Annotated in this window: 21 protein-coding genes and 1 tRNA gene; 12 read left to right on the forward strand and 10 right to left on the reverse strand. The window is 32.0% G+C overall.

Annotated features, from left to right (window positions below; genetic code table 11):
- Positions 1–78: 78 nt before the first annotated feature.
- The 4 genes from gcvP to EV01_RS04970 are packed head-to-tail and all read right to left on the reverse strand — an operon-like array spanning position 79 to position 5,434.
- The gene (gene gcvP, locus EV01_RS04985; protein WP_032517998.1) at positions 79–2,988 is read right to left on the reverse strand and encodes an aminomethyl-transferring glycine dehydrogenase; all 2,910 of its coding nucleotides are present in this window, start codon (positions 2,986–2,988) and stop codon (positions 79–81) included.
- Positions 2,989–3,032: 44 nt separating this feature from the next.
- Positions 3,033–3,422, reverse strand: a complete 390-nt coding sequence (gene gcvH, locus EV01_RS04980; RefSeq protein WP_032517999.1) for a glycine cleavage system protein GcvH — start codon at positions 3,420–3,422, stop codon at positions 3,033–3,035.
- A gap of 2 nt (positions 3,423–3,424) precedes the next feature.
- Entirely contained in the window at positions 3,425–4,717 is a 1,293-nt protein-coding gene (locus tag EV01_RS04975; protein ID WP_032518000.1) for an aminotransferase class I/II-fold pyridoxal phosphate-dependent enzyme, read from the reverse strand.
- 18 nt (positions 4,718–4,735) lie between these two features.
- Positions 4,736–5,434 carry a hypothetical protein gene (locus EV01_RS04970; RefSeq protein WP_032518001.1) on the reverse strand — a complete coding sequence of 233 codons (699 nt, stop codon included), beginning with the start codon at positions 5,432–5,434 and terminating at the stop codon, positions 4,736–4,738.
- Positions 5,435–5,509: 75 nt separating this feature from the next.
- On the opposite strand from EV01_RS04970, the gene EV01_RS04965 reads away from it, so the two are divergent.
- Genes EV01_RS04965 through EV01_RS04945 form a run of 5 tightly spaced genes read left to right on the forward strand, consistent with a single transcriptional unit; the run spans position 5,510 to position 10,969 of the window.
- Complete coding sequence (locus EV01_RS04965; RefSeq protein WP_025945515.1) at positions 5,510–6,448, forward strand: acyl-CoA desaturase; 939 nt, start codon at positions 5,510–5,512, stop codon at positions 6,446–6,448.
- A gap of 20 nt (positions 6,449–6,468) precedes the next feature.
- Positions 6,469–6,924, forward strand: coding sequence for a 50S ribosomal protein L9 (gene rplI / locus EV01_RS04960; RefSeq protein ID WP_032518003.1), 456 nt, complete (start codon positions 6,469–6,471; stop codon positions 6,922–6,924).
- Between the two features lie 58 nt (positions 6,925–6,982).
- Positions 6,983–8,365, forward strand: coding sequence for a replicative DNA helicase (gene dnaB, locus EV01_RS04955; RefSeq protein ID WP_032518004.1), 1,383 nt, complete (start codon positions 6,983–6,985; stop codon positions 8,363–8,365).
- 12 nt (positions 8,366–8,377) lie between these two features.
- Complete coding sequence (gene mnmG / locus EV01_RS04950; RefSeq protein ID WP_032518506.1) at positions 8,378–10,345, forward strand: tRNA uridine-5-carboxymethylaminomethyl(34) synthesis enzyme MnmG; 1,968 nt, start codon at positions 8,378–8,380, stop codon at positions 10,343–10,345.
- Between the two features lie 48 nt (positions 10,346–10,393).
- Positions 10,394–10,969, forward strand: coding sequence for a chorismate lyase (locus EV01_RS04945; protein WP_193741389.1), 576 nt, complete (start codon positions 10,394–10,396; stop codon positions 10,967–10,969).
- Here EV01_RS04945 and EV01_RS04940 read toward each other — a convergent pair.
- Positions 10,949–11,512: a hypothetical protein gene (locus tag EV01_RS04940; RefSeq protein WP_032518006.1), complete on the reverse strand. Its 564-nt coding sequence runs from the start codon at positions 11,510–11,512 to the stop codon at positions 10,949–10,951. The two genes, EV01_RS04945 and EV01_RS04940, sit on opposite strands and share 21 nt — an antisense overlap.
- 84 nt (positions 11,513–11,596) lie before the next feature.
- Positions 11,597–12,124 carry a SprT family zinc-dependent metalloprotease gene (locus EV01_RS04935; protein ID WP_032518007.1) on the reverse strand — a complete coding sequence of 176 codons (528 nt, stop codon included), beginning with the start codon at positions 12,122–12,124 and terminating at the stop codon, positions 11,597–11,599.
- A gap of 85 nt (positions 12,125–12,209) precedes the next feature.
- Here EV01_RS04935 and EV01_RS04930 point away from each other — a divergent pair, with 85 nt between their 5' ends.
- From EV01_RS04930 to EV01_RS09720, 3 genes are all read left to right on the forward strand, one after another.
- Positions 12,210–12,629: a hypothetical protein gene (locus EV01_RS04930; protein WP_032518008.1), complete on the forward strand. Its 420-nt coding sequence runs from the start codon at positions 12,210–12,212 to the stop codon at positions 12,627–12,629.
- Between the two features lie 24 nt (positions 12,630–12,653).
- Positions 12,654–13,967, forward strand: coding sequence for an RNA ligase family protein (locus EV01_RS04925; RefSeq protein WP_032518084.1), 1,314 nt, complete (start codon positions 12,654–12,656; stop codon positions 13,965–13,967).
- Between the two features lie 116 nt (positions 13,968–14,083).
- Positions 14,084–14,236, forward strand: coding sequence for a hypothetical protein (locus EV01_RS09720; RefSeq protein WP_193741387.1), 153 nt, complete (start codon positions 14,084–14,086; stop codon positions 14,234–14,236).
- Positions 14,237–14,240: 4 nt separating this feature from the next.
- Here EV01_RS09720 and EV01_RS04920 read toward each other — a convergent pair whose 3' ends face one another.
- The 4 genes from EV01_RS04920 to EV01_RS04905 form a co-directional block, all read right to left on the reverse strand.
- Entirely contained in the window at positions 14,241–14,837 is a 597-nt protein-coding gene (locus EV01_RS04920; RefSeq protein ID WP_032518009.1) for a TVP38/TMEM64 family protein, read from the reverse strand.
- A 2-nt stretch (positions 14,838–14,839) separates the two neighbouring features.
- Positions 14,840–17,596 carry a valine--tRNA ligase gene (locus tag EV01_RS04915; protein WP_032518010.1) on the reverse strand — a complete coding sequence of 919 codons (2,757 nt, stop codon included), beginning with the start codon at positions 17,594–17,596 and terminating at the stop codon, positions 14,840–14,842.
- 96 nt (positions 17,597–17,692) lie between these two features.
- On the reverse strand, positions 17,693–18,079 hold the full coding sequence (locus EV01_RS09355) for an AIR synthase (RefSeq protein WP_072013473.1): 387 nt from the start codon (positions 18,077–18,079) through the stop codon (positions 17,693–17,695).
- Positions 18,050–18,121: transfer RNA gene (locus tag EV01_RS04905), tRNA-Val, on the reverse strand. The genes EV01_RS09355 and EV01_RS04905 overlap by 30 nt, the downstream gene beginning before the upstream one ends.
- Before the next feature lie 98 nt (positions 18,122–18,219).
- Here EV01_RS04905 and mazG point away from each other — a divergent pair.
- Genes mazG through gcvT form a run of 4 tightly spaced genes read left to right on the forward strand, consistent with a single transcriptional unit; the run spans position 18,220 to position 21,968 of the window.
- Positions 18,220–19,074 carry a nucleoside triphosphate pyrophosphohydrolase gene (gene mazG, locus EV01_RS04900; RefSeq protein ID WP_032518012.1) on the forward strand — a complete coding sequence of 285 codons (855 nt, stop codon included), beginning with the start codon at positions 18,220–18,222 and terminating at the stop codon, positions 19,072–19,074.
- Positions 19,071–19,922 (forward strand): polyamine aminopropyltransferase, encoded by an 852-nt coding sequence (gene speE, locus EV01_RS04895; protein ID WP_032518013.1) that lies wholly within the window; start codon positions 19,071–19,073, stop codon positions 19,920–19,922. The genes mazG and speE overlap by 4 nt, the downstream gene beginning before the upstream one ends.
- A 1-nt stretch (position 19,923) precedes the next feature.
- The gene (speB, locus tag EV01_RS04890; protein WP_032518014.1) at positions 19,924–20,805 is read left to right on the forward strand and encodes an agmatinase; all 882 of its coding nucleotides are present in this window, start codon (positions 19,924–19,926) and stop codon (positions 20,803–20,805) included.
- Between the two features lie 50 nt (positions 20,806–20,855).
- Positions 20,856–21,968 carry a glycine cleavage system aminomethyltransferase GcvT gene (gcvT, locus tag EV01_RS04885; RefSeq protein ID WP_032518015.1) on the forward strand — a complete coding sequence of 371 codons (1,113 nt, stop codon included), beginning with the start codon at positions 20,856–20,858 and terminating at the stop codon, positions 21,966–21,968.
- Positions 21,969–21,976 lie beyond the last annotated feature (8 nt).

Below are 21,976 nucleotides of genomic sequence, written 5' to 3' on the forward strand. Positions count from 1 at the left end.
TTAAAAAAATTCTATAAGAAAATATTAAATTTTTATTCTCACTGATAATAACTAAGTAAACACAAGGATGCTAGTCCTTTAAGCACATTTTTTTTCTTCTAAGGTCTCTCCTTGATTTACATTGCAAGAACAAATTAAATTGCGATCGCCATATGCATTATCAATCCTAGAAACTGAAGACCAAAACTTAATAGATGTTGGAGTTTTATAAGGAAAAGAAGCTTTTTCTTTTGAATAAGGATAATGCCAATTATCAGCAATTAACTCTTTCAGCGTATGGGGAGCATTACTTATTACATTATTATTCTTTAATTCAATATTTTTTTCTATTTCGCTGATTTCTTCTGCTATCAAAAGCATAGCCTCACAAAATCTTTCCAATTCAACCAAACTTTCACTTTCAGTAGGCTCTATCATTATCGTCTCTGAAACAGGCCAACTTATAGTCGGGGCATGAAAACTATAATCTATTAATCGTTTAGCCAAATCATTTACACTCAAACCAGTTTTGGATTTTAAATCTCTAAAATCTAAAATACATTCATGTGCAACAAAATTATTTTTTCCTTTATAAAGAATCTTGAATTTATGCTTTAAAGAATGCGCAATATAATTTGCAGATAAAATTGCATGCGCAGTTGCTTTCCTTAGACCACTAAGACCAGCCATTTTTATGTACATCCAACTTATAGGAAGAATACTTGCACTCCCATGTTTGGCAGAGGATACATAATTTGGACTATTAGATAAATTTGTATCCATTAAAGAATGAGTAGGAAGAAATGGGCTTAAAGTTTCTGATGCAGCAACTGGACCAACTCCTGGACCACCACCTCCATGTGGAATACAGAATGTCTTATGCAAATTCAAATGACAAACATCAATACCATAATTCCCCGGTTTGCATAATCCAACCTGAGCGTTCAAATTTGCTCCATCTAAATAAACAAATCCTCCAACAGAGTGAATTAAGTCACATATCTCTCTGATTTGCAATTCAAAAACTCCATGAGTAGAGGGGTAAGTCAACATAAGGGCTCCTATTTGGTTATCAAATTTCCTGACCTTGATCGACAAATCTTGAAAATCAATATTTCCTTCGTCATCACATTCAATAGTTAAAACATCAAATCCTGCCATAACTGCACTAGCAGGATTTGTTCCATGAGCACTTTTAGGAATTAAACATTTTTTTCTTGAAAGTTCACCTTTCGATTCAAAATATGAATTTATTGCCAATAATCCTGCAAACTCTCCCTGAGAGCCTGCATTTGGTTGAAAAGAAACTGATTTTAAACCAACAATATCACTTATCCATTTTTCTAGGTCAGATATTATTTTTGAATAGCCCTTAGTTTGTTCTAGTGGAGAAAAAGGATGAATAGAAGATAAATTAGCCCAAGAGACTGGATTTAACTCTGCTGCAGAATTTAACTTCATGGTACAGCTTCCTAACGGCATCATTCCATCTACAAGAGAAAAATCTTTTTCAGCAAGTCGAAATATATATCTCATTAATTCAGTTTCACTTTGATAGTTTTGAAATATATCTTGCTGCATCCATTCACTAGATCTCAAATCTAAACTTTCAAGATGAAATCCTTTATCGAATTTTATATGCTTTAAATATTCTTTTTTTTCTAAAAGGTTCGCTATGAAAGTCACAATATCTTTAATTTCTTTTTCATTAGTCATCTGATCTAAAGAGATACCAAAACCAGTTGAGTTTTCAATAGTTGATCCCAAAGGCAAAATTCTTAGGTTATATCCATTTTTTAAAGCTTCATTATGAATCTTTTGAGCATGCTCAGAATAAATATCAACACTGTCAAATCTAATCCCATCAGGTACCACAAAACCTAAATCAGCCAAACATGATTCTAAATTTATTCTCATCTGGACAATTCTCTTAGCAATTTCGGTTAAGCCATTAGGTCCATGATAAATAGCATAAAAAGAAGAAATTATGGCCAACAAAGATTGAGCAGTACAAATATTACTAGTAGCCTTCTCTCTTCTAATATGTTGTTCCCTTGTTTGTAATGCTAGTCTTAAAGACTTTTCTCCATTTTTAGAGAGAGTTTGACCAACAATTCTTCCCGGGATAAGCCTTTTATATTTTTCGCTACATGCAAAAAATGCGGCGTGAGGTCCACCAAAACCCATTGGAACTCCAAATCTTTGCATACTACCTACTGCGACATCCACACCAAAGGCAGAGATTGGTTTAATTAAAACTTGTGCCAGTGGATCAATACATGCCGTTACAATAATTTCAGATCTATGTGCTTGAGATGTTAAGAATGTTGGATCAAATAATTCCCCATTTTTGCCAGGTAATTGAAACAAAATTCCAAAAACATCCTCATGATTAGAAAGGTTGCTTGGAGTAAAGCGTTTTAAGGATATTCCCAAAGGTTTTGCTCTGGTTTGTAGGACATTAAAAGTATGATCAAAAACACTTGATTCCACTAAGTAAACTTTCGAAGATTTATTTTTTCTTGCCGAAAAACTCATAGCCATAGCTTCTGCGGCAGCAGTGGCCTCATCTAACAAAGATGCATTAGCAATAGGGAATCCTGTTAGTTCACAAACAATAGTCTGAAAATTAAAAAGAGCTTCTAATCTTCCTTGTGCAATTTCTGCTTGGTATGGAGTATAAGACGTATACCATCTAGGATTTTCAAGAACATGTCTTTGGATTACTTTAGGCATGTGATTATCGTAATAACCAAGTCCTATAAGGGATCTCATTTTATTGTTTTTATTCGCAATCTCTTCTAATTCATTTAAAGCCTCAATTTCCGAACATCCTCTGGGTAATATTTCAGAAGACTTATCTTTTAACTGAATATCTTCAGGAATAACTTGATCTATAAATTGATCAATATTATTAAAACCAAGCTTAGAGAGCATTTTCCTCTCATCAGCATCACTCAAGCCAAGGTGTCTGTTAATAAATAAATCTGAATTAACCGTGGATTTCATGTCCAATTTTTTCTATAACTTAGCCTATGGATAAAGATTTTGCTTTAATTAGGCATAACCTTTGATTTATATGCTTCTGAAGTCATCAAATCAGCAATTGATGCTTTTGATTCTGGTTTCAAAATGACTAACCAACCGTCTCCAATAGGATCATTCTGTAAAAGCTCAGGGTTATCAATAACATTTTCATTTACAGATACTATTTCACCTGAAAAAGGCAGATAGACTTCCTCAACTGCCTTAACTGATTCTATTGTTCCAAAAGTCTCACCTTTCTCCAAAGTCGCCCCTTGATCAGCTAATTCAACAAAAACAATATCTCCTAATTGATCTATAGCAAATTCACTAACTCCAATTTTTAATAAACCATTTTCTTCCAAGACATATTCATGTGTATCAGCATAGTTGAGGTTGTCTGGAAACTGGTAAGACATTATTAAGTTAATGAAAGAAGTAGAGAATCCTTTGAAATTAATTTTTCCTCTAATAATTCAGATAATAATCGAATTAATGCAATTTTGATGTGAGCTATGTGAGAACCACCTTGAACATAAATATTGTAAGGATATCTTAGAGGAGCATCAGCAGAAAATTCACTTGTACTACCTTCAATAAATGTACCTCCTGCCATTAATAATTTTGAATCATATCCATCCATTGATGATGGAACAACATTCAGAAAAGAATCTACTGGTGAAGAATTTTGAAAAGATTGACAAACTTTTTGTACCAAATCAGGATTATTCAATCTTACTGACTGAATAAGATCAGATCGATATGTTGCTGGCTCTGGTAAAACCTTAAATCCCAAATTTTTAAAAACCCCTGCAACCATATCTGCACCTTTTAGTGATTCGTGAACAATTTGTGGTGCTAAAAACAAACCCTGCAAAATTAATCTTCCTAGTCCAAAATTTATTCCTGCAGAAGAACCAATACCTGGTGAGGTTAATCTAGAACATGCCATCTCAACCAACTCTGCATCTCCTGCAACGTACCCACCTGTAGGAACGATTGTTCCTCCCAAATTTTTAATCAATGATCCAGCAATTATATTTGCCCCTTTAGAAATTGGTTCACTATCTTCTACAAGCTCCCCATAGCAATTATCAACAAAACATATACAGTTAGGATCAAGAGAATGAATAAGACTACAAATTTTCTCTATCTGATGATTTGTAAGCGATTTTCTCCAACTATATCCACAACTTTTTTGTATGAATACTAATTTGCATGAATTTTCTTTAAAAGAATGAACAATTTTTTCTTCAAAAGAATCAAAATTCTCGCAGATATTTATTTGCTTATATTCAATCTCAAAATTTTTAAGAGAGCCTTTTCCTCCTCCCCTTATTCCTATGACTTCTTCTAAGGTGTCATATGGTTTCCCAGTAAGCGATAACATTACATCTCCAGGTCTAAGAATTCCAAATAATACAGAACTTATTGCATGCGTTCCACTTACAAATTGCATCCTCACAGCTGCCTTTTCAGCAAGAAACAATTTTGCAAAAACCGCATCGATTTTTTCTCTAGATATATCATCATGTCCACTACCAGAAGATTGATTGAAATGACTAGTAGAAACTTTTTCTTCCTTAAAAATTGTCAAAATATTTTCTAATTTCTGGAAAACCTGATTGGACCTTTCTTGAAAAACTTTACTTAAACTCTCTTCGACAGAAAGGACAGCATTTTCGGCCAGTTTTAAGTTATTGTTTAGTGTCATTTATTAAGAAAACTCATGTTATTTTTCAGAAGCTAAATTTCTTAATTCCGCTAGGAAAGCATTAGGACCTCTACCCTGAAAATAAGAAAGTTTTTTTGAAGCCTCATATAAATCAAGTAGTTCTCCATCTAATTCCTCTGCCGTATAATCTCTAATTCCTGCTATTACCTCAGCAAAACGTTCTCTACGGGCAGATTTATTGACAGGATAAGCCTCCATTACCTGAATTTTACATGATCTCCAAGCCTTATTCTGACAAAAATGCACTGACAAAGCATCACTTAAAACAGAAGCTTCTTCATCTTCTATGTACCAGTCAAAAGATGAAGGCAGAGATTTTAATCCTGAAAATATCTCGAATAACTCTCCGGCCGACAATGGATTACCAGAATCATTTTTTAGTGGTAATGCAGACTCTTCCAAAGATTTCCATAACTCTGGGTAATCGCTTTCAAAACGATCCCTGATTTTTTCTATACCTTGATCAAGAATCATATTAACTTGAGCTAAAGCAAGAAAAACTTCAGGACCTGGCGAAGATAACTTCCCATTCCTAAGATTAGAAATTTGCGAATTATGAACTTTACCTAAATCAAGAACTTCAGAAAGAAGTGGCAAAACTCTGTGAGACCATCCATTTCTTTCATGCCAAAGGTGTATCAAATGAGCCATAGCCCTTCGACCTCTAGATAATTTATCGCGATATCCGAGACTCACAGATAATTAAACTTATCAATAGTATAGTATGATAATATTACATATCGGTAATTTTGAAAATAGTATTTCAATATCATGAATTCAGTAATTTTCCAAGAAACAGCAAAGCTAAAAAAACCTGTTCCTGCTGAAAAAGTTATAGAACTCTCAGAAAAATTACTGGAACCTTCCAGTCATTCAAAAAGATATCCTCCAAGACTACATAAAACTTGGGGAACAATAGTTTTCATGGTTGCAATTCATATTCTTTCTTTTGTAGCTATACAACCAAAATTTTGGAGTATTCCTGCAGTCACTTCATTATTGTTTTTTTACTGGGTAACTGCTTGTTTAGGAGTCACACTTGGATATCACAGATTGTTATCACACAGATCGTTCATTGTTCCAAGATGGTTAGAAAGATTTTTTGCTACTTGTGGAGCTATAAGTTGCCAGCATGGACCAATAGATTGGGTAGGTTTACATAGGCATCACCACTCTTTTTCAGATACTGAAGTAGATCATCACAATAGTAAAAAGGGGTTTTGGTGGAGCCATATGGGTTGGATGTTTAAAGACGTTGAGGCACTAAAAGCTGTTCCAAAACTAAGTGCAGATCTAATCAAGGATCCATACTATAGATTTTTAAATAAATATTTTTTATTCTTACAAATTCCTATTGGACTTTCTTTATACGCAATAGGTCAAAAATTAGGCGTTGGAGGATGGGCTCTAGTCCTGTGGGGAATTCCATTGAGACTTGTGGTTGTTTATCACGTAACTTGGCTAGTAAATTCCGCGACGCATTGTTGGGGTAAAGCACCATTTGAGAGTGGTGATTCATCTAAAAACAATGCTTGGGTTGCTGCATTAACATTTGGAGAAGGTTGGCATAATAATCATCATGCATTTCCCAATTCAGCAAAACAAGGATTATTTAGAGGTCAGATAGACATAACATGGGAACATATTAAGATTCTTGCGAAATTTGGTCTCGCAAAAAAAGTAAAGTTACCCTCTAGGTCTTATTATTAACTATATTGTTCAATATTTACATGGCTAAAAGAGTACAAGTCGCATTAACTGAATCAATCGCATCACTAGGCAAAGAAGGAGATCTAGTTGAAGTAGCACCTGGATACGCAAGAAATTTTCTATTACCTTATGGCAAGGCAATGAATGTAACACCAGCAGTCCTTAAACAAATTGAAAGGAAGAAAGCAAAAGAAAAAATCGCTGCTGATAAATTAAAGCAAGAAGCTTTAGATTTCCAAACTGCATTATCTACAATAGGTAGGTTCACTATCAAAAAACAGGTTGGAGAAGATGGTGTACTTTTTGGAACGGTTACCAATGGGGATGTTGCCGAAGCAATCGAAGCAGCAACTAAAAAAGAAATTGATAGAAGAAACATTACTGTTCCTGATATTCATAATTTAGGTTCCTTTACTGCAAAAATAAAATTACATCAAGAAGTAAATGCAGAAGTAAATATTGAAGTAACAAGTTAATCAATTTGTTGCATTATTTTGAAAAGTAGTCAGAGTATATATCTAAGCAATTAAAGATATGGTTTCCGTACCTTTTCCAAATAATGGGCAAAATAAAAATTTTAAAAAGGATTTTATTAATGAAAATTCTGGATTAGTACCTCCTCAAAACGTTCAAGCGGAGGAAGCTGTTCTTGGTGGCATACTTCTGGATCCAGACGCGATCGGAAGAATTGCAGACTTAATTAAACCTGAAGCTTTTTATATAAATGCCCATCAAGAGATTTACAGAACAGCATTAATGTTGCATACCCAGGGTAAACCAACTGATTTAACATCAATGAGTGCTTGGTTAGCAGATAATGGATCACTAGATAAAATTGGAGGAAACAGCAAACTGGTAGAACTAGTTGAAAATGTTTCCTCTACAGCTTCCATAGAACAAGTTGCTAATTTAATTAACGATAAATTCATGCGAAGGCAACTTATCAGATCTGGAAATGAAGTGGTTCAACTAGGTTTTGATCAAACGCAAGATACTAATGAAGTTCTAGATAAAGCAGAGCAAAAAATATTTGAAATCAGTCAAGAAAAACCTTCAAAAGGTCTGACTCAAGCGGCTGAAATACTTACGAGTACTTTCAATGAAATAGAGTCAAGATCATTAGGTACTTCAGTAGCTGGAATTCCTGTAAATTTCTACGATCTTGATGCGATGACTCAAGGTTTTCAAAGAAGTGATTTAATAATTGTTGCTGGAAGACCTTCAATGGGGAAAACTTCAATAGTTCTTAATCTGGCTAAAAATGTTGCTCAATCTCAAGATTTACCTGTGTGTGTATTTAGCCTTGAAATGAGTAAAGAACAGTTGACATATAGATTACTCTCTATGGAAGTTGGAATCGAGAGTGGCAGGCTAAGAACAGGAAGATTACAACAAGATGAATGGCCATTACTCGGAGAAGGTATCAATTCACTCGGTCAATTACCAATATTTATAGATGACAAGCCTAACTTAAGTGTTTTAGAGATGAGATCTCTGTGCAGAAGATTAATAGCTGAACAAAAAAAAGAACTTGGATTAATTGTGATTGATTATCTCCAGTTGATGGAAGGATCAACCCCTGATAACAGAGTGCAAGAACTTTCACGAATAACAAGAGGTCTTAAAAGCATGGCAAGAGAATTAAAAGTACCAGTAGTAGCTTTATCTCAGCTTAGTAGAGGAGTAGAGTCTAGAACAAATAAAAGACCAATGTTAAGCGATCTAAGAGAATCAGGTTCTATTGAACAAGACGCAGATTTAGTATTAATGATTTATAGAGATGAATACTACAATCCAGAGACTGAAGATAGAGGAATTACAGAAATCATTGTCACTAAACATAGAAATGGACCCGTAGGAACTGTTAAATTATTATTTGAACCTCAATTTACGAGATTTAGGAATTTAGCTAATTGAATCGATCCTAAAATGCAAGATCATAACTCAACAAATGAATCTTTTGACATTATCGTTATTGGAGGAGGACATGCAGGATGCGAAGCAGCTATAACAACCGCAAAATTAGGATTTTCTACAGCCTTATTTACAATTAATTTAGATAGGATTGCCTGGCAACCTTGTAACCCTGCAGTTGGCGGGCCAGCAAAAAGTCAATTGGTCCATGAAGTTGATGCATTAGGTGGAATTATTGGTAAATTAGCCGATGAGACAGCCATACAAAAAAGAATCTTAAATGCAAGTAGAGGCCCAGCGGTATGGGCATTAAGAGCTCAAACAGATAAAAGAGAATACTCAAAAAAGATGATTGAAATACTACAAAATACAGAAAATTTATCTTTAAAAGAAGCAATGATTACTGAACTGGATATTGCAAAAACTGAAGAAATCGGATTGCACTCCAAAAAAAGTTTAAAAAAAAGAATAAAGGGTGTAAGGACTTTCTTTGGTAGTTATTATTCAGCAAGATCAGTTATCATCACAGCTGGTACGTTCTTAGAAGGAAGAATATGGATAGGAAATAAATCAATGTCAGCTGGTAGATCGGGCGAACAAGCAGCAAAAGGTCTTACTCAAAATTTGCACGAAATTGGTATCAAAACAGAACGTTTAAAAACAGGCACTCCAGCAAGAGTTGATAAAAGAAGTATCAGTTTTGATGAATTAGATATTCAACCTAGTACTGCAGCAGATAAATATTTTTCATTTGACCCAGATATCAAAAATAATATGCCTCAAGTTAGTTGTCATATCACAAGAACAACTTCTAAAACACATCAACTAATTCGGGACAATTTACATTTAACACCTATTTACGGTGGTTTTATTGATAGTAAAGGGCCAAGATATTGTCCGTCAATTGAAGATAAGATCGTTAAATTCGCTGATAAGGAATCACATCAAATTTTCTTAGAACCAGAAGGAATTAATACTCCTGAAATATATGTTCAAGGATTCTCTACAGGTTTACCAGAAAATATTCAATTAGAACTTTTAAGAACCTTGCCTGGATTAAGTGAATGTAAAATGTTGCGACCAGCATATGCTGTCGAGTATGACTATATACCTGCAACACAGCTTCAAACATCACTCGAAACTAAAGAAATTGAATATTTATACAGCGCTGGACAAATTAATGGAACTACTGGTTATGAAGAAGCAGCAGCACAAGGATTAGTTGCAGGAATCAATGCGACAAGAAAACTAAATAAAAAAGATCCAATAATCTTCACTAGAGAAAGCAGCTACATAGGAACAATGATCAATGATTTAATTACTAAAGATCTTAAAGAACCATACAGAGTACTTACTAGTAGAAGTGAATATAGATTGACTCTTAGAGGAGATAATGCAGATAGGAGATTAACCCCATTAGGTTATCAAATAGGGCTAATTGACGAGAAAAGATGGTCGGCCTATCAACAAAAAATGAAAGTCCTCGAAGAAGAGAAATTAAGATTAAAAAACACCCGTTTAAAAAATACCGATGAAGTAGCAAAACAAATAGTATTAGACACTGGATCAAAAATCAAAGGCTCAACAACTTTGAAAGAACTATTAAAAAGACCGAACTTTCATTATTCAGATCTAATAAAATATGATTTAACTAAAAAAAATCTAGCTTCTTCAATACAAGAAGGTGTTGAAATAGATATTAAATATGAGGGTTACCTCAAAAGACAAAAAAATAACATTGAACAAATAAATCGTCAAAGCTATAAATCTCTGCCTCAAGAAATAAATTATGAAAAGATAGATACATTATCTCTAGAAGCTAGAGAAAATTTGAATAAAATCAAGCCAAAAAATTTTGGTGATGCCTCAAAAATTCCTGGTGTTAGCAAAGCTGATTTAACTGCATTACTTGTTTGGCTAAAAATAAGAGAGATAAAAAAAGATAAGGCAAATATTTTTGCTGAAAAAAAGTTATCATCTTAAAAGAATTCTGTCAGAGCACTGAATAATAAACTTTTTAACTCTCCAAAAATTTTATGGGAAGAAAAAGCCTCTAATTTTTTAGTGAAGAATTCACTACCAAAAATATCTGGTCCATGGAAATTAATGCTGCTTGGGGATGGAAGTCCAACTAGACATCTGCAGCTTTTAACTAATCAAGAGACAAAAATTAAATTAATTTCAATGCAATTAGATCCTCTATCCACTCAAGAAGGCCCTACAGAATTAAATCAGTTAAATGGCCCTTTAATTAGAAGACAAGTATGGATCAAAAGCAATAATAAAAATCTAGCATGGGCAGAAAGTTGGTGGAATGCAGATCAAGTGAGTGAAAATTTAAAAGCCAAAGAAGAGCCAATTTGGAAGAATTTGACACAAGACAGATCAGAATTATTCAGAGAAGTTGATCGTATTTCACTTGTCAATGCAAAATGGTTAGAAGATCAATTTTGCTTTAAAGGTCCATTCTGGTCAAGAAATTATAGATTTTTTCGAGACAAAAAACCCTTAACAATCATAAGGGAAGTTTTCAGTCCAAATTTAGAAACTTTACTGGGTTATTCAGGAATTAAAGAATTTACCAAACTATACTCTTCTTCTTCTTGATCTGGGAAGATTTCTTGATTTTGATTGAACTTGTTGGATTGATTGATCTCTAGAAATATTATTCTCATTTTCTGAAGCTCTTTGCCATCTTTCAACTTTGAAATCCATTTCATCTGGCCATTCTTCGTCCTTACTCTCTTTCACATAAGGTAATTTTTTTTGCTCAGTTGTCTGTAAATTTTTTGGTTGCCTTAAAGATATTGCTTCTAAAGGTCTTTTTGAATGCTTTGTAATAGATTCATAAGAATTTGATTCTCTGGAAAATGTCTTAACATCGCTTTGATCATCGTAAAAATTCTCATCATTCCAATCATCATTTTCTTCATCAAAAAATAAATCCACTTTTTCAGATACCCATCTTCCTACTTTTTTAACACTCTTACTTGTTATTCCTTGAAAATCTGAGTTCCTTCTTTTACCTGGCCTAGCACCAGATACTCCATCAACGAATTGTCTTCCAGTTTCAAAAATTTTATCAACTTGTTTATCAACAATATTTCTATCAAAACTATTTCTAAGATTTCTAATTCTCCTTGAATCCATAAATTATTATTCTTTTTAAAATATAAATTACATTAAAAAAATAAATAATTCCAAAGATAGAAACAAAAACACATCTAATTATTTCTAATCAAACAAAATTAAACACTTTTTATTCCATGATCCATTAAAGAAATTTACACAACATTTTTTACAGGCTATATTCTTTATTCTTTTTCTATAAAAAAATTTCTCGCCACAATGTTGACAAGTTCCTATATATTTTAATTCTCTTCTTTCTACAGGAAATGAGTGCCTTACAGCAATTTGAAAATTCTTCTCTTTTGAATTAATTTCATGCATCTTTTCTAGAAAATTTGGACCATGTATCTCATTTTTCTTTAATATCCTATCTACCCATGCATGAATCATTTCATGACATAAAGTACTGTTTATTTCACTAGTAGATAATTTACTCAAGATAGGTTTCGATAAGATAATTTCAGAATTTATAAACCCATTAATACGATTTCTTTTATAAAAACCAGCAGTAGTTTTTAATCTGTTATCACTCCATTTAACTTTTACTAAAGGGTGATTATTTACCGTTAAGGAATTTTCAAAATATTGGCTATTAAATCTATGAAATAAAGGTAAAAGAGGAATTACAGTCATTATGGATTAAAATTAGTATTATTTTGACAAAAAAAGCCATCAAAAACGATTTCTTTTCTTAAAGTAATAAAAAACTCAAATTAACATGGATGCAACACTAGTTAAAGATATTGGAATTAAAGCATTATTAGTTGGCGGGGCTGTACTAGTTTCCTTTTGGACTTTTAATGCAGTCAAATTAGTTATAAGCGCCAGAGGAATTAATCCATTAGTAAGAAAGTTTTTCGATCAAATAGCTGCTGGCAGAATTGATGCAGCTTATGGTTTGACTACAAAAACTTATAAAACTCATGTAAAAAGACAAGACTTTCTTAAATTTTTAGCTAGTTTAAACCTCAATAAATATAGAAATTTAAAATCAGGAAGACCTAGAGTCCAAGAAGATCAAATCATAATAACTTTGAATTTAAAATCAGAAGACAAACAAGATGAGCTCCCATTAGATTTTACTTTTGCAAAAACTGAAAATGATTGGAAAATAGACAGAATAGCTAAAGTGAATTAATAATTTCTTGTGAGGCAAAAAGAATTGTTTAAAGAAGAAATAATACATCAATTAGAATTACACCCAAGTAGATTAGATAAAGAAAAAATCATCTTAGAAGCAATGGAAGAAGGTCTAGATGATTTTTTTGAAGGTATACGCATGGCACTTGATCCATTGGTAACTTTTGGTGTAAAAATTGTCCCGGAGAAAGAGACTGAAAAAAGTGAAAATTTTTTATGGGAAGATTTTAGAAAATTAGCCAATAAGCTTATTCAAAGAGAACTTACTGGTCACGCTGCTCGCGATGCAATTCTTACGGCTATGAAATCTGCAACAAAAAAAGAGTGGAATGGATTTTATAGAAGAGTTTTAATTAAAGATCTTAGATGTGGTGTATCTGAAAAAACAATCAACAAGATAGCGAAGAAATTTCCCAAATATGCTATTCCTATTTTTTCTTGTCCTTTAGCTCATGACAGTGCTAATCATGAGAAAAAAATGATAGGAAAAAAGCAAATTGAAATCAAATTAGATGGTGTACGCGTCTTAACTATTATTAGACAAAATAAAGTAGAAATGTTTTCTCGTAATGGGAAACAATTCCATAATTTTGGTCATATTATCTCAGAAATAGAAGACGCCTTAAAAGAAGACCCAGCACCTTATGACTTAGTACTAGATGGTGAAGTGATGAGCGCTAACTTTCAAGATTTAATGAAACAGGTACATAGAAAAGATGGCAAACAAACTAAAGACGCAGTTCTCCACCTATTTGACTTATGTCCCCTTGCAAACTTTCAAAAAGGGAGATGGAACACTAGTCAAACAAAAAGAAGTTTATTAGTAAAAGAATGGGTAGCAAAACATTCTATGCTTCTAAAACATATACAAACACTTGAATGGGAAAATGTAGATCTCGACACTATTGAAGGACAAAAAAGATTTGTAGAGCTCAATAAATCTGCTGTGGAAGGTGGTTATGAAGGAGTAATGATTAAAGATCCTGATGCTATGTATGAATGTAAAAGAACACACAGTTGGTTAAAAGCAAAACCTTTTATTGAAGTCACTTTAAAAGTTGTATCGGTTGAGGAAGGTACAGGTCGCAACAAAGGGAGACTGGGAGCAATCCTGGTAGAAGGAGAAGATGATGGGTATGAATACAGTCTTAGTTGCGGAAGCGGATTTAGTGATATCCAACGTGAAGAATATTGGTCAAAACGTAATCATCTCGTTGGTCAACTTGTAGAAATCAGAGCCGATGCAAAAACTAAGTCAAAGGACGCAGTGGCTTTTAGTCTTAGGTTTCCTAGATTTAAATGCTTTAGAGGATTTAAAGATGAAGAAAAAGTTTGAATTTTAAAAAATAATAATCAACAAAGTAGGCAAAGAAAAATGTGGTTTTTAAATAAAAAAATTAAAATCTTGGCTATAAAATATAAGAATAATTATCAGGACTTTTTGAAAGAATTATGACAAAGAAAAGAGTTTTCAACTTCATAAAAACACCTTGTGGACAGGCAAAATATATCGAATTAGAAGCCAACAAAACTTTATTAGGTAAATTAAGGCTTTTGTGGTTTATATTAATTGCATCAATTAGAGATTGGAATATTAAAGAATAAATTCTTAAGATTTTTCAAAATATTCTCTGGAGTATTTAGCGGAGAAATATACAACTAAAAAAGTTGAAATAATTCCAATGCTTGTAATATATAAATTATTTGGTGATTGCAAATTTTTTAACTCCTGAATACTTTTTGCCAAACTACCTATTGAGCAATAAAGAAAAGTTCCTGGAATTATTCCAAGAAGACCAAAAGCGAAATCTCTAAATTTAACATTATTCAAACCATAAAAATAATTAAGAATACTGAAGGGAAATATCGGTGATAATCTCGCTAAAAAAATTAATTTAAGTCCGCCTTTTTCTACTACTTTTTCCATGACACTTAATTTTGGATAACGGCTAAAAAGATTTTTAAGCTTTTTTGCAAAAAAACTTTTTGATACAAAAAAAGCAACTGATGCTCCTATGGAAGCGGAAATGAAAACGATAATTGATCCTAAATATGAGCCATATAAAAAACCTGATAATAAAGATAACCACGAGGCTGGAAGTATTAATAAAACGATTAAAATATAAATACAAACAAACGAAAAGATACCAAAACCAGTATTAAAAAAAAAAGACAAATTATAAATATTTTCAAGAAATATATTCATTGTCAATTCAAAAGTTCGAGTTTTTTAGTAATTCTTTGCTTTTGTATCGAACCCTCATTTAATTTAAATCTGCATTCTTCAACAATATCTTTTGGAGCTTTATCAACGAAATTTTTATTAGATAATCTCTTATTTAAATTTTCTAATTCAACAGTCACCTTTTTTAAATCCTTGGTTAACCTTTCCTTTAATGCATCTATATTTACAAAATCCTGAAAAGGTAAGTAAACCTCTAAATCACTAATTATCCCGGAAAAAGATTTAGCGAACTCTTTTTTATCAACAGCATTAGTTTTAAAAATAAATACTTCAGAAGATTTAGTTAAGGTTTGAATATCATCAACTAAAGTTTTTAAAAAATCAATCAATTCATCATTATCTGAAATTAAATATACTGGACCTTTTTCTGATGGCTTAAGACCTAATTCAGCTCTCAAATTTCTAATCAGCCTAATAATTTCAAAGAGCTGCTGAAAAGAATTATCAAGCTTATTATCAACAAATTTATTTTCTTGAATTGGCCATTTTTGAAGAGATAATAATGCATTATCTGGTTTTAATTGCAGCACATGCCAAAGTTCCTCAGTAATATGCGGCATAAAAGGATGAATCATTACCAAAATATCATTAAGCACTTTTATTAAAACTTTTTCAGATATTTGTCTATTTTTAGTCTCTTTATTATTAAACCTTTGTTTAGCAAATTCTACATACCAGTCACAAAAATCATTCCACGTAAATTCATAAAGAAGTTTCGCAGACTCTCCCAATTTATATTCTTTCAACAAAGCAGCGACTTTTATATTTACCTGATTCAATTTCGATAAAATCCATTTATCACATAACTCTAAAGAAGTTTCATCATTCTCATTAAGCGAATAATTATTATTAGAAGTTTTATTAATTAATACAAATTTAGTTGCATTCCATAATTTATTCGCAAAATTTCTTGAAGCTTCAACAGTTGAAGACGTATCTTTTTTCCTATCAAAATCAAGCCGGATATCTTGTCCAGCACCTGCAACTTCTCGAATTAAAGCAAATCGTAGAGCATCAGAACCATATTTATCAATTAATAGTATTGGGTCAATACCATTTCCTGAACTTTTACTCATTTTTTTATTGTTTTCATCTCGAACTAGACCATGAATATAAACATCCTTAAAAGGAATATTATTTGTAAAAGTATTCCCCATCATTGTCATTCTTGCCACCCAGAAGAAAATAATATCGAAACCAGTAACAAGAACACTATTTGGATACCATTTTTTAAAATCCGGATCATTTGTATTTGGCCAACCAAGAGTTGAGAAAGGCCATAAACCACTTGAAAACCATGTATCCAAAACATCTTTATCACGAACCAATTTAATATTTAATCCAAATTTTTTATTGGCTTTGATTAAGGCATCCTCTTCATTTCTTGCAACGATATATGGAGTATTTTGTTCTATTGATTCTTGAGATTCGTCTAAAACATACCAAGCTGGTATTTGGTGCCCCCACCATAATTGCCGACTGATACACCAATCATTAATATTCTCTAACCAATCCTTATAAACTTTCTCCCAGCGTGGAGGAATAAAGGATGGTTTTTTAGAATCTATTTCATTAAGACATCCTTGCGATATATCATCCATTTTCAAAAACCATTGTGTTGACAATAAAGGTTCAATTGGCACCTTACCTCTATCAGAAAAAGGAACAGTATGTTTATAATCCTCTATCTTTGTCAAAAGGCCTAAGTTATCCAATTCTTTGATAATTTTCTTTCTAGCCTCATATCTATCTAAATTTTTAAAAATACCTGCATTACTATTTAAAGTTCCATCTTTATTCATTACATTAATCTGTTTTAAATTATGCCTTTTTCCTATTGCAAAATCATTTGGATCATGGGCTGGAGTAACCTTCACACAACCAGTACCAAAATCTTTATCAACATGTGAATCAGCGATAATAGGTATTTCTCTATCAACGAAAGGAACTTTTACTTTGATACCAATAAATTCCTTATATCTATCATCATCAGGATTAACTGCCACAGCAGTATCACCCAAAAGAGTTTCTGGTCTTGTTGTTGCAACTTCTAAGTACTTATCCAACTGTTCACCGCTTTCAGAAATTAAAGGGTATTTGAAATGCCATAAATTACCATTTACTTCTAGCATTTCAACTTCAAGATCGCTTACGGCAGATTGAGATTCAGGGCACCAATTAACCAAATATTCGCCTCTATAAATTAAATTCTTTTTATAGAGAATATTAAAAGCCTCAATAACTGCTTCATTTAATTTTTGATCAAGAGTAAATCTTTCCCTAGTCCAGTCAACTGAATATCCTATCCTTTTTAATTGAGAAACTATTCTTCCACCACTTTGTTCTTTCCAATTCCATGCTCTATTAAGAAATTCATCTCTTCCAATATCCTCGCTTGTTTTGCCTTCACTTTTTAATTGTTTTTCAAGAATAGTTTGAACAGCTATTGAAGCATGATCAGTTCCCGGCAAACACAAAACATTCTTACCTAAAAGTCTTTGAAAACGCACTACAACATCTATCAAAGCCGTATTAAATGCATGCCCCATATGCAAAGATCCAGTTACATTTGGTGGCGGAATAACAACACAAAAAGGCTCCCCATCATCCTCAGGGTTAGGACTAAACGCCTTTAGACTTTCCCATTTTTCTTGCCACTTTTTCTCTACTTCAAAAGGTGAATAATTCTCTAAAGATAATTGATCATTCATCTCTGTCATGTGCAAATTTTATTTCAATAAACTTTTTATTTATTTTATCTTGAGAGCAGCTAATTATTGAAAATAATATTAGTTTGCAAAAAAGACATATCCATTCTACAAAAGTTTGAAACCAGAACCACAAGAACATCGTTTTGCATTTTTTGGTGTTGAAATAAGAAATCCACCACCGCTCAAATCACCGTAATAATCTAATTTTAAATCTTTCAGTAAATTAAACTTTTTTACATCCGCGTATAAAGTTACTCCTTCAGTTCTTGAAATAGGGGATCCATTACATGTACCCGGCTTTAATTTAATATGCATCCATCCTTCGGAACAATTCTTATCCTCTACCAAATCAATCGACATTTCTCCTGGAGAACCTCCAAAAGAAGCTTGCCTAGATAGTTCTGAAGCAGCACTTTGACTGATTGAAAGATTTACGATCTCAGTCATTATAAAAATAATAAATGGGCGATCCAGGGTTCGAACCAGGGACATCCTGCTTGTAAGGCAGGCGCTCTACCGCTGAGCTAATCGCCCTTATAATAAACCATTCTAATAGATGAAGTTGAAAAATTTATACTAAGTATTTAAATATTTCATGATTAAGGCAAAATTTAATTAATAAAATATATCCTATGTCCTCAAACAATAGATATAAATTGGAAAACAATTCCGATTTAGAGACTATAAATAGTTTTAAAATTTTAATATCCAACATCAAAGCATTAAAAGATAAAACTTGGGGCTGCCCCTGGCAGAAAACACAGTCTCATGTATCTTTGATCCCATTTTTGTATGAAGAAAGTAATGAATTTATTGATGCGATTTATGAAAAAAATGCAAATAACATATGTGAAGAGTTAGGAGATCTTTTATTACAAGTAATGCTTCATGCTGAAATCAGTTACGAAGAAAAAGAATTTACACTAAATGATGTTATAAAAAATCTAAACAAGAAAATTATTTATAGACATCCGTATATTTTTGATAAAAAAGAAAAAGTATCATTAAAAAAATCACAACAGATTTGGGTAAAAATAAAAAATTTAGAAAAAGAAGCACCTCATATGAAATCTTCAATTAGTAGAGGTTTAAATTTAAAAATTAAAAATTTACCGCCAACGGTTGGAACAGATAAAATCACAAATGCTGTTAAAAAACATGGTTTCAAGTGGGAAAGTACTGATGAGATTTTTAAAAAGTTAGAAGAAGAGATTAATGAATTAAAGGAAGCAATTAAAAGTAAAAATGATTCAGAGATAAAAAATGAATTTGGGGATATTTACTTTACCCTTCTTAATCTCTCAAACTTTTTAAAGATTAATCCTGAATCAGCTCTTCAAAAAACTAATATAAAATTTTTAGACAGATTTTCAATCATCGAAGAGCATGCAGGAGATAATATTAAAAAACAAACTCCTAAAGACTTTCAACGGCTTTGGCAAATAGCCAAACAAAAACTGGCGAGAAAAATTCCTAAAAACAAATGATAAATACTACAACATGGATAGATGAATATCATAAAGGCTCAAGATTGGGCCTGAATGGGAGAATTCTAATTAAAAAAACCTCACAATATCAAGAAATTATTGTTATTGAAAATGATTATTATGGTAAAGCTTTAATGTTAGATGGTTGCTGGATGACATCATATAAAGATGAGAAATACTATCATGAGTGTCTTGTGCATCCTGCATTAAGTAGCATTGACGAAAAATCTAATGTACTAATTATTGGCGGTGGTGACGGTGGTACTGTAAGAGAATGCGTTAAATATTCTCAAATATCAAAAATTGATCTAGTCGAAATTGATGAAGAGGTAATCAAAATATCTAAAAAATTTCTAAAAGAAATTGGAGGCGAAGCATGGAATGACAAAAGATTAGAAATACATGTTGATGATGGCGTTAAATGGGTAAAAAAAACAAAAGATAATTTTTACGACGTTATATTTGTAGATTGTTCAGATCCCTCAGAATTTTCAAATTTATTATTTTCAGATTCTTTTTATAAAGAATGTAAAAGAATACTTTCACCAAAGGGGATATTAGCAACGCAAAGCGAATCTCCTGAATCCTTCAAAAATATTCACATAAATATTTTGAAAACCCTAAAAAATATATTTAAAGTTTCTGAAACTATGTATTCCTTTGTGCCTCTATATCCAAGCGGGATTTGGAGTTGGACATTTGCTTCTTCAGAAAATCTAAATTTATCAAAGCAAAATTATGATGAAGTCGTAAAAATAGAAAAAGGGTGTGAAATTTGGAATTTAAATTTTCAAAATGCAGCATTCAAAATGATACCAAATAAAATTTTAAAAGAACTCAATTCATAGAATGATAAAAAATTTATTTGATAACGAAAATGCAATTTATATGGGAGCAAAAAGAAGTCCTGAGAATTGCTCAATTGGTATATTTGGAGTTAATTATGACGGGACATGTTCGTTTAAACCAGGAGCAAGATTTGGTCCAGAAGCAATTAGACAAGTCAGTACTTGTTTAGAAACATATTGTCCAAAAATAAAAAAAGACTTAGAGGATATTATGTATGTTGATTTTGGATCAATACTTATTGATAAAAATGACTCAAAGTCCGTTATTGAATCGGTTAAAACAGCAACAAATTATTTAATTAGTAAACACCTTAGTCCTATTATGCTTGGAGGCGAACACTCTATTACAAGAGGTGCTATTGAAGCATTAGTAAAAAAATATCCAGATTTGATATTGATTCAACTTGATGCTCATGCAGATCTAAGAGAATCATATATAGGCAATAAACATAGTCATGCTTGTGCCATGAAAAGATGCTTAGAAGTTCTACCTGAAAAGAAAATTTTGCAAATAGGAATAAGAAGTGGGACTAAGGAAGAATTTCACATTATGCATAACAACAAACAATTAGTTAACTTTTGTCCAGGCGGAAATGCACAAGAATTAAAACAAGCTCTTCTACCATACGCTAAGTCTCCAATCTATTTAACAATAGATTTAGATTGGTTTGATCCCAGTTTATTAGCAGGGACAGGCACTCCAGAACCGGGAGGATTTTTTTGGAATGATTTTGAAGAAATACTGAAAACTTTAAAAGAATTTAGAATTGTAGCTTCAGATATTGTGGAATTATCTCCAGAAATTGATAAAAGCGGAGTTAGTAGCATAGTTGCAGCCAAAGTACTAAGAAGCTTAATTTTGTCATTAGAAAATATGCAATAAAAAATTTCTAAACTACAGTGTAAAAATACTAAATACAAACTAAATATTTCATGGGTTTGCTAAAAAGTCCTCTTTATTCAAAATATGTTGAATCCAATGCAAAATTAGTGGATTTTGCAGGTTGGGAAATGCCCATATCATTTTCAGGATTAATTAAAGAGCATGAATCAGTTAGATCTTCAGCAGGATTATTTGATATTTCTCACATGGGTGTGATATCTGTTAAAGGAATCAATCCAAAGGATTATATTCAAAAATTTTTTCCTACTAATTTATACTCCTTTTCTGAAGGTCAAGGGCTATATACAGTAATGCTAAATGATAAAGGTGGAATTATAGATGATTTAATAATATATGACCTTGGTATACAAAAAAATGACATATCAGAATTATTGTTAATAGTTAATGCAAGTAGATATGAAAGAGATTTTCAGTGGATAAAAAATAATTTAAATATGTCTGAAATTTCGATAACAAACTTTAAAAAAGACAAAGTACTTTTAGCACTACAAGGAAAAAACTCATTCGATTTATTTGAAGAATGGATTGAATCTTCCATCTCATATATCCCTAACTTTGGATGCGAATATAAAATTTTTGAACATATTTCGCCTGAAGAAAAAATTTTCGTTTCAAAGACAGGATATACAGGGGAAAATGGTCTAGAAATACTTTTATCTAAAAAAGCAGCAATTAATTTATGGGATTTCTCAATTTCCAAAAATGTTGAACCTTGTGGTTTAGGAGCTAGAGATACTCTTAGACTTGAAGCAGGCATGCATCTTTATGGTCAAGACATCAATGAAGAAACTTCTCCATATGAAGCAGGGTTAGGCTGGCTAGTACATCTAGAAAATAATCACAAATTCTTTGGTAGGAGATTTCTTGAAGAGCAGTCAAGATTAGGTATTCAAAAAAAGTTAGTAGGTCTCTCTATAGAAGGTAAAGCGATAGGAAGAAAAGGTTGCGCAGTTCTTAAAGATGAAGAAAATATTGGCACTATCACAAGCGGCAGTTGGTCTCCAACTAAACAACAAGCTATAGCTTTTGCATACATCAATACTTCGCATGCCTTAATAAATAATGAAGTTGAAATATCAATAAGAGGCAAAAAATTCAAAGGGGTAATAACAAAGAGAGCGTTTTATAAAAAAAATTATTAACTAAATTT

Source organism: Prochlorococcus marinus str. MIT 9401, from assembly GCF_000760095.1.
Lineage (GTDB): Bacteria > Cyanobacteriota > Cyanobacteriia > PCC-6307 > Cyanobiaceae > Prochlorococcus_A > Prochlorococcus_A marinus_I.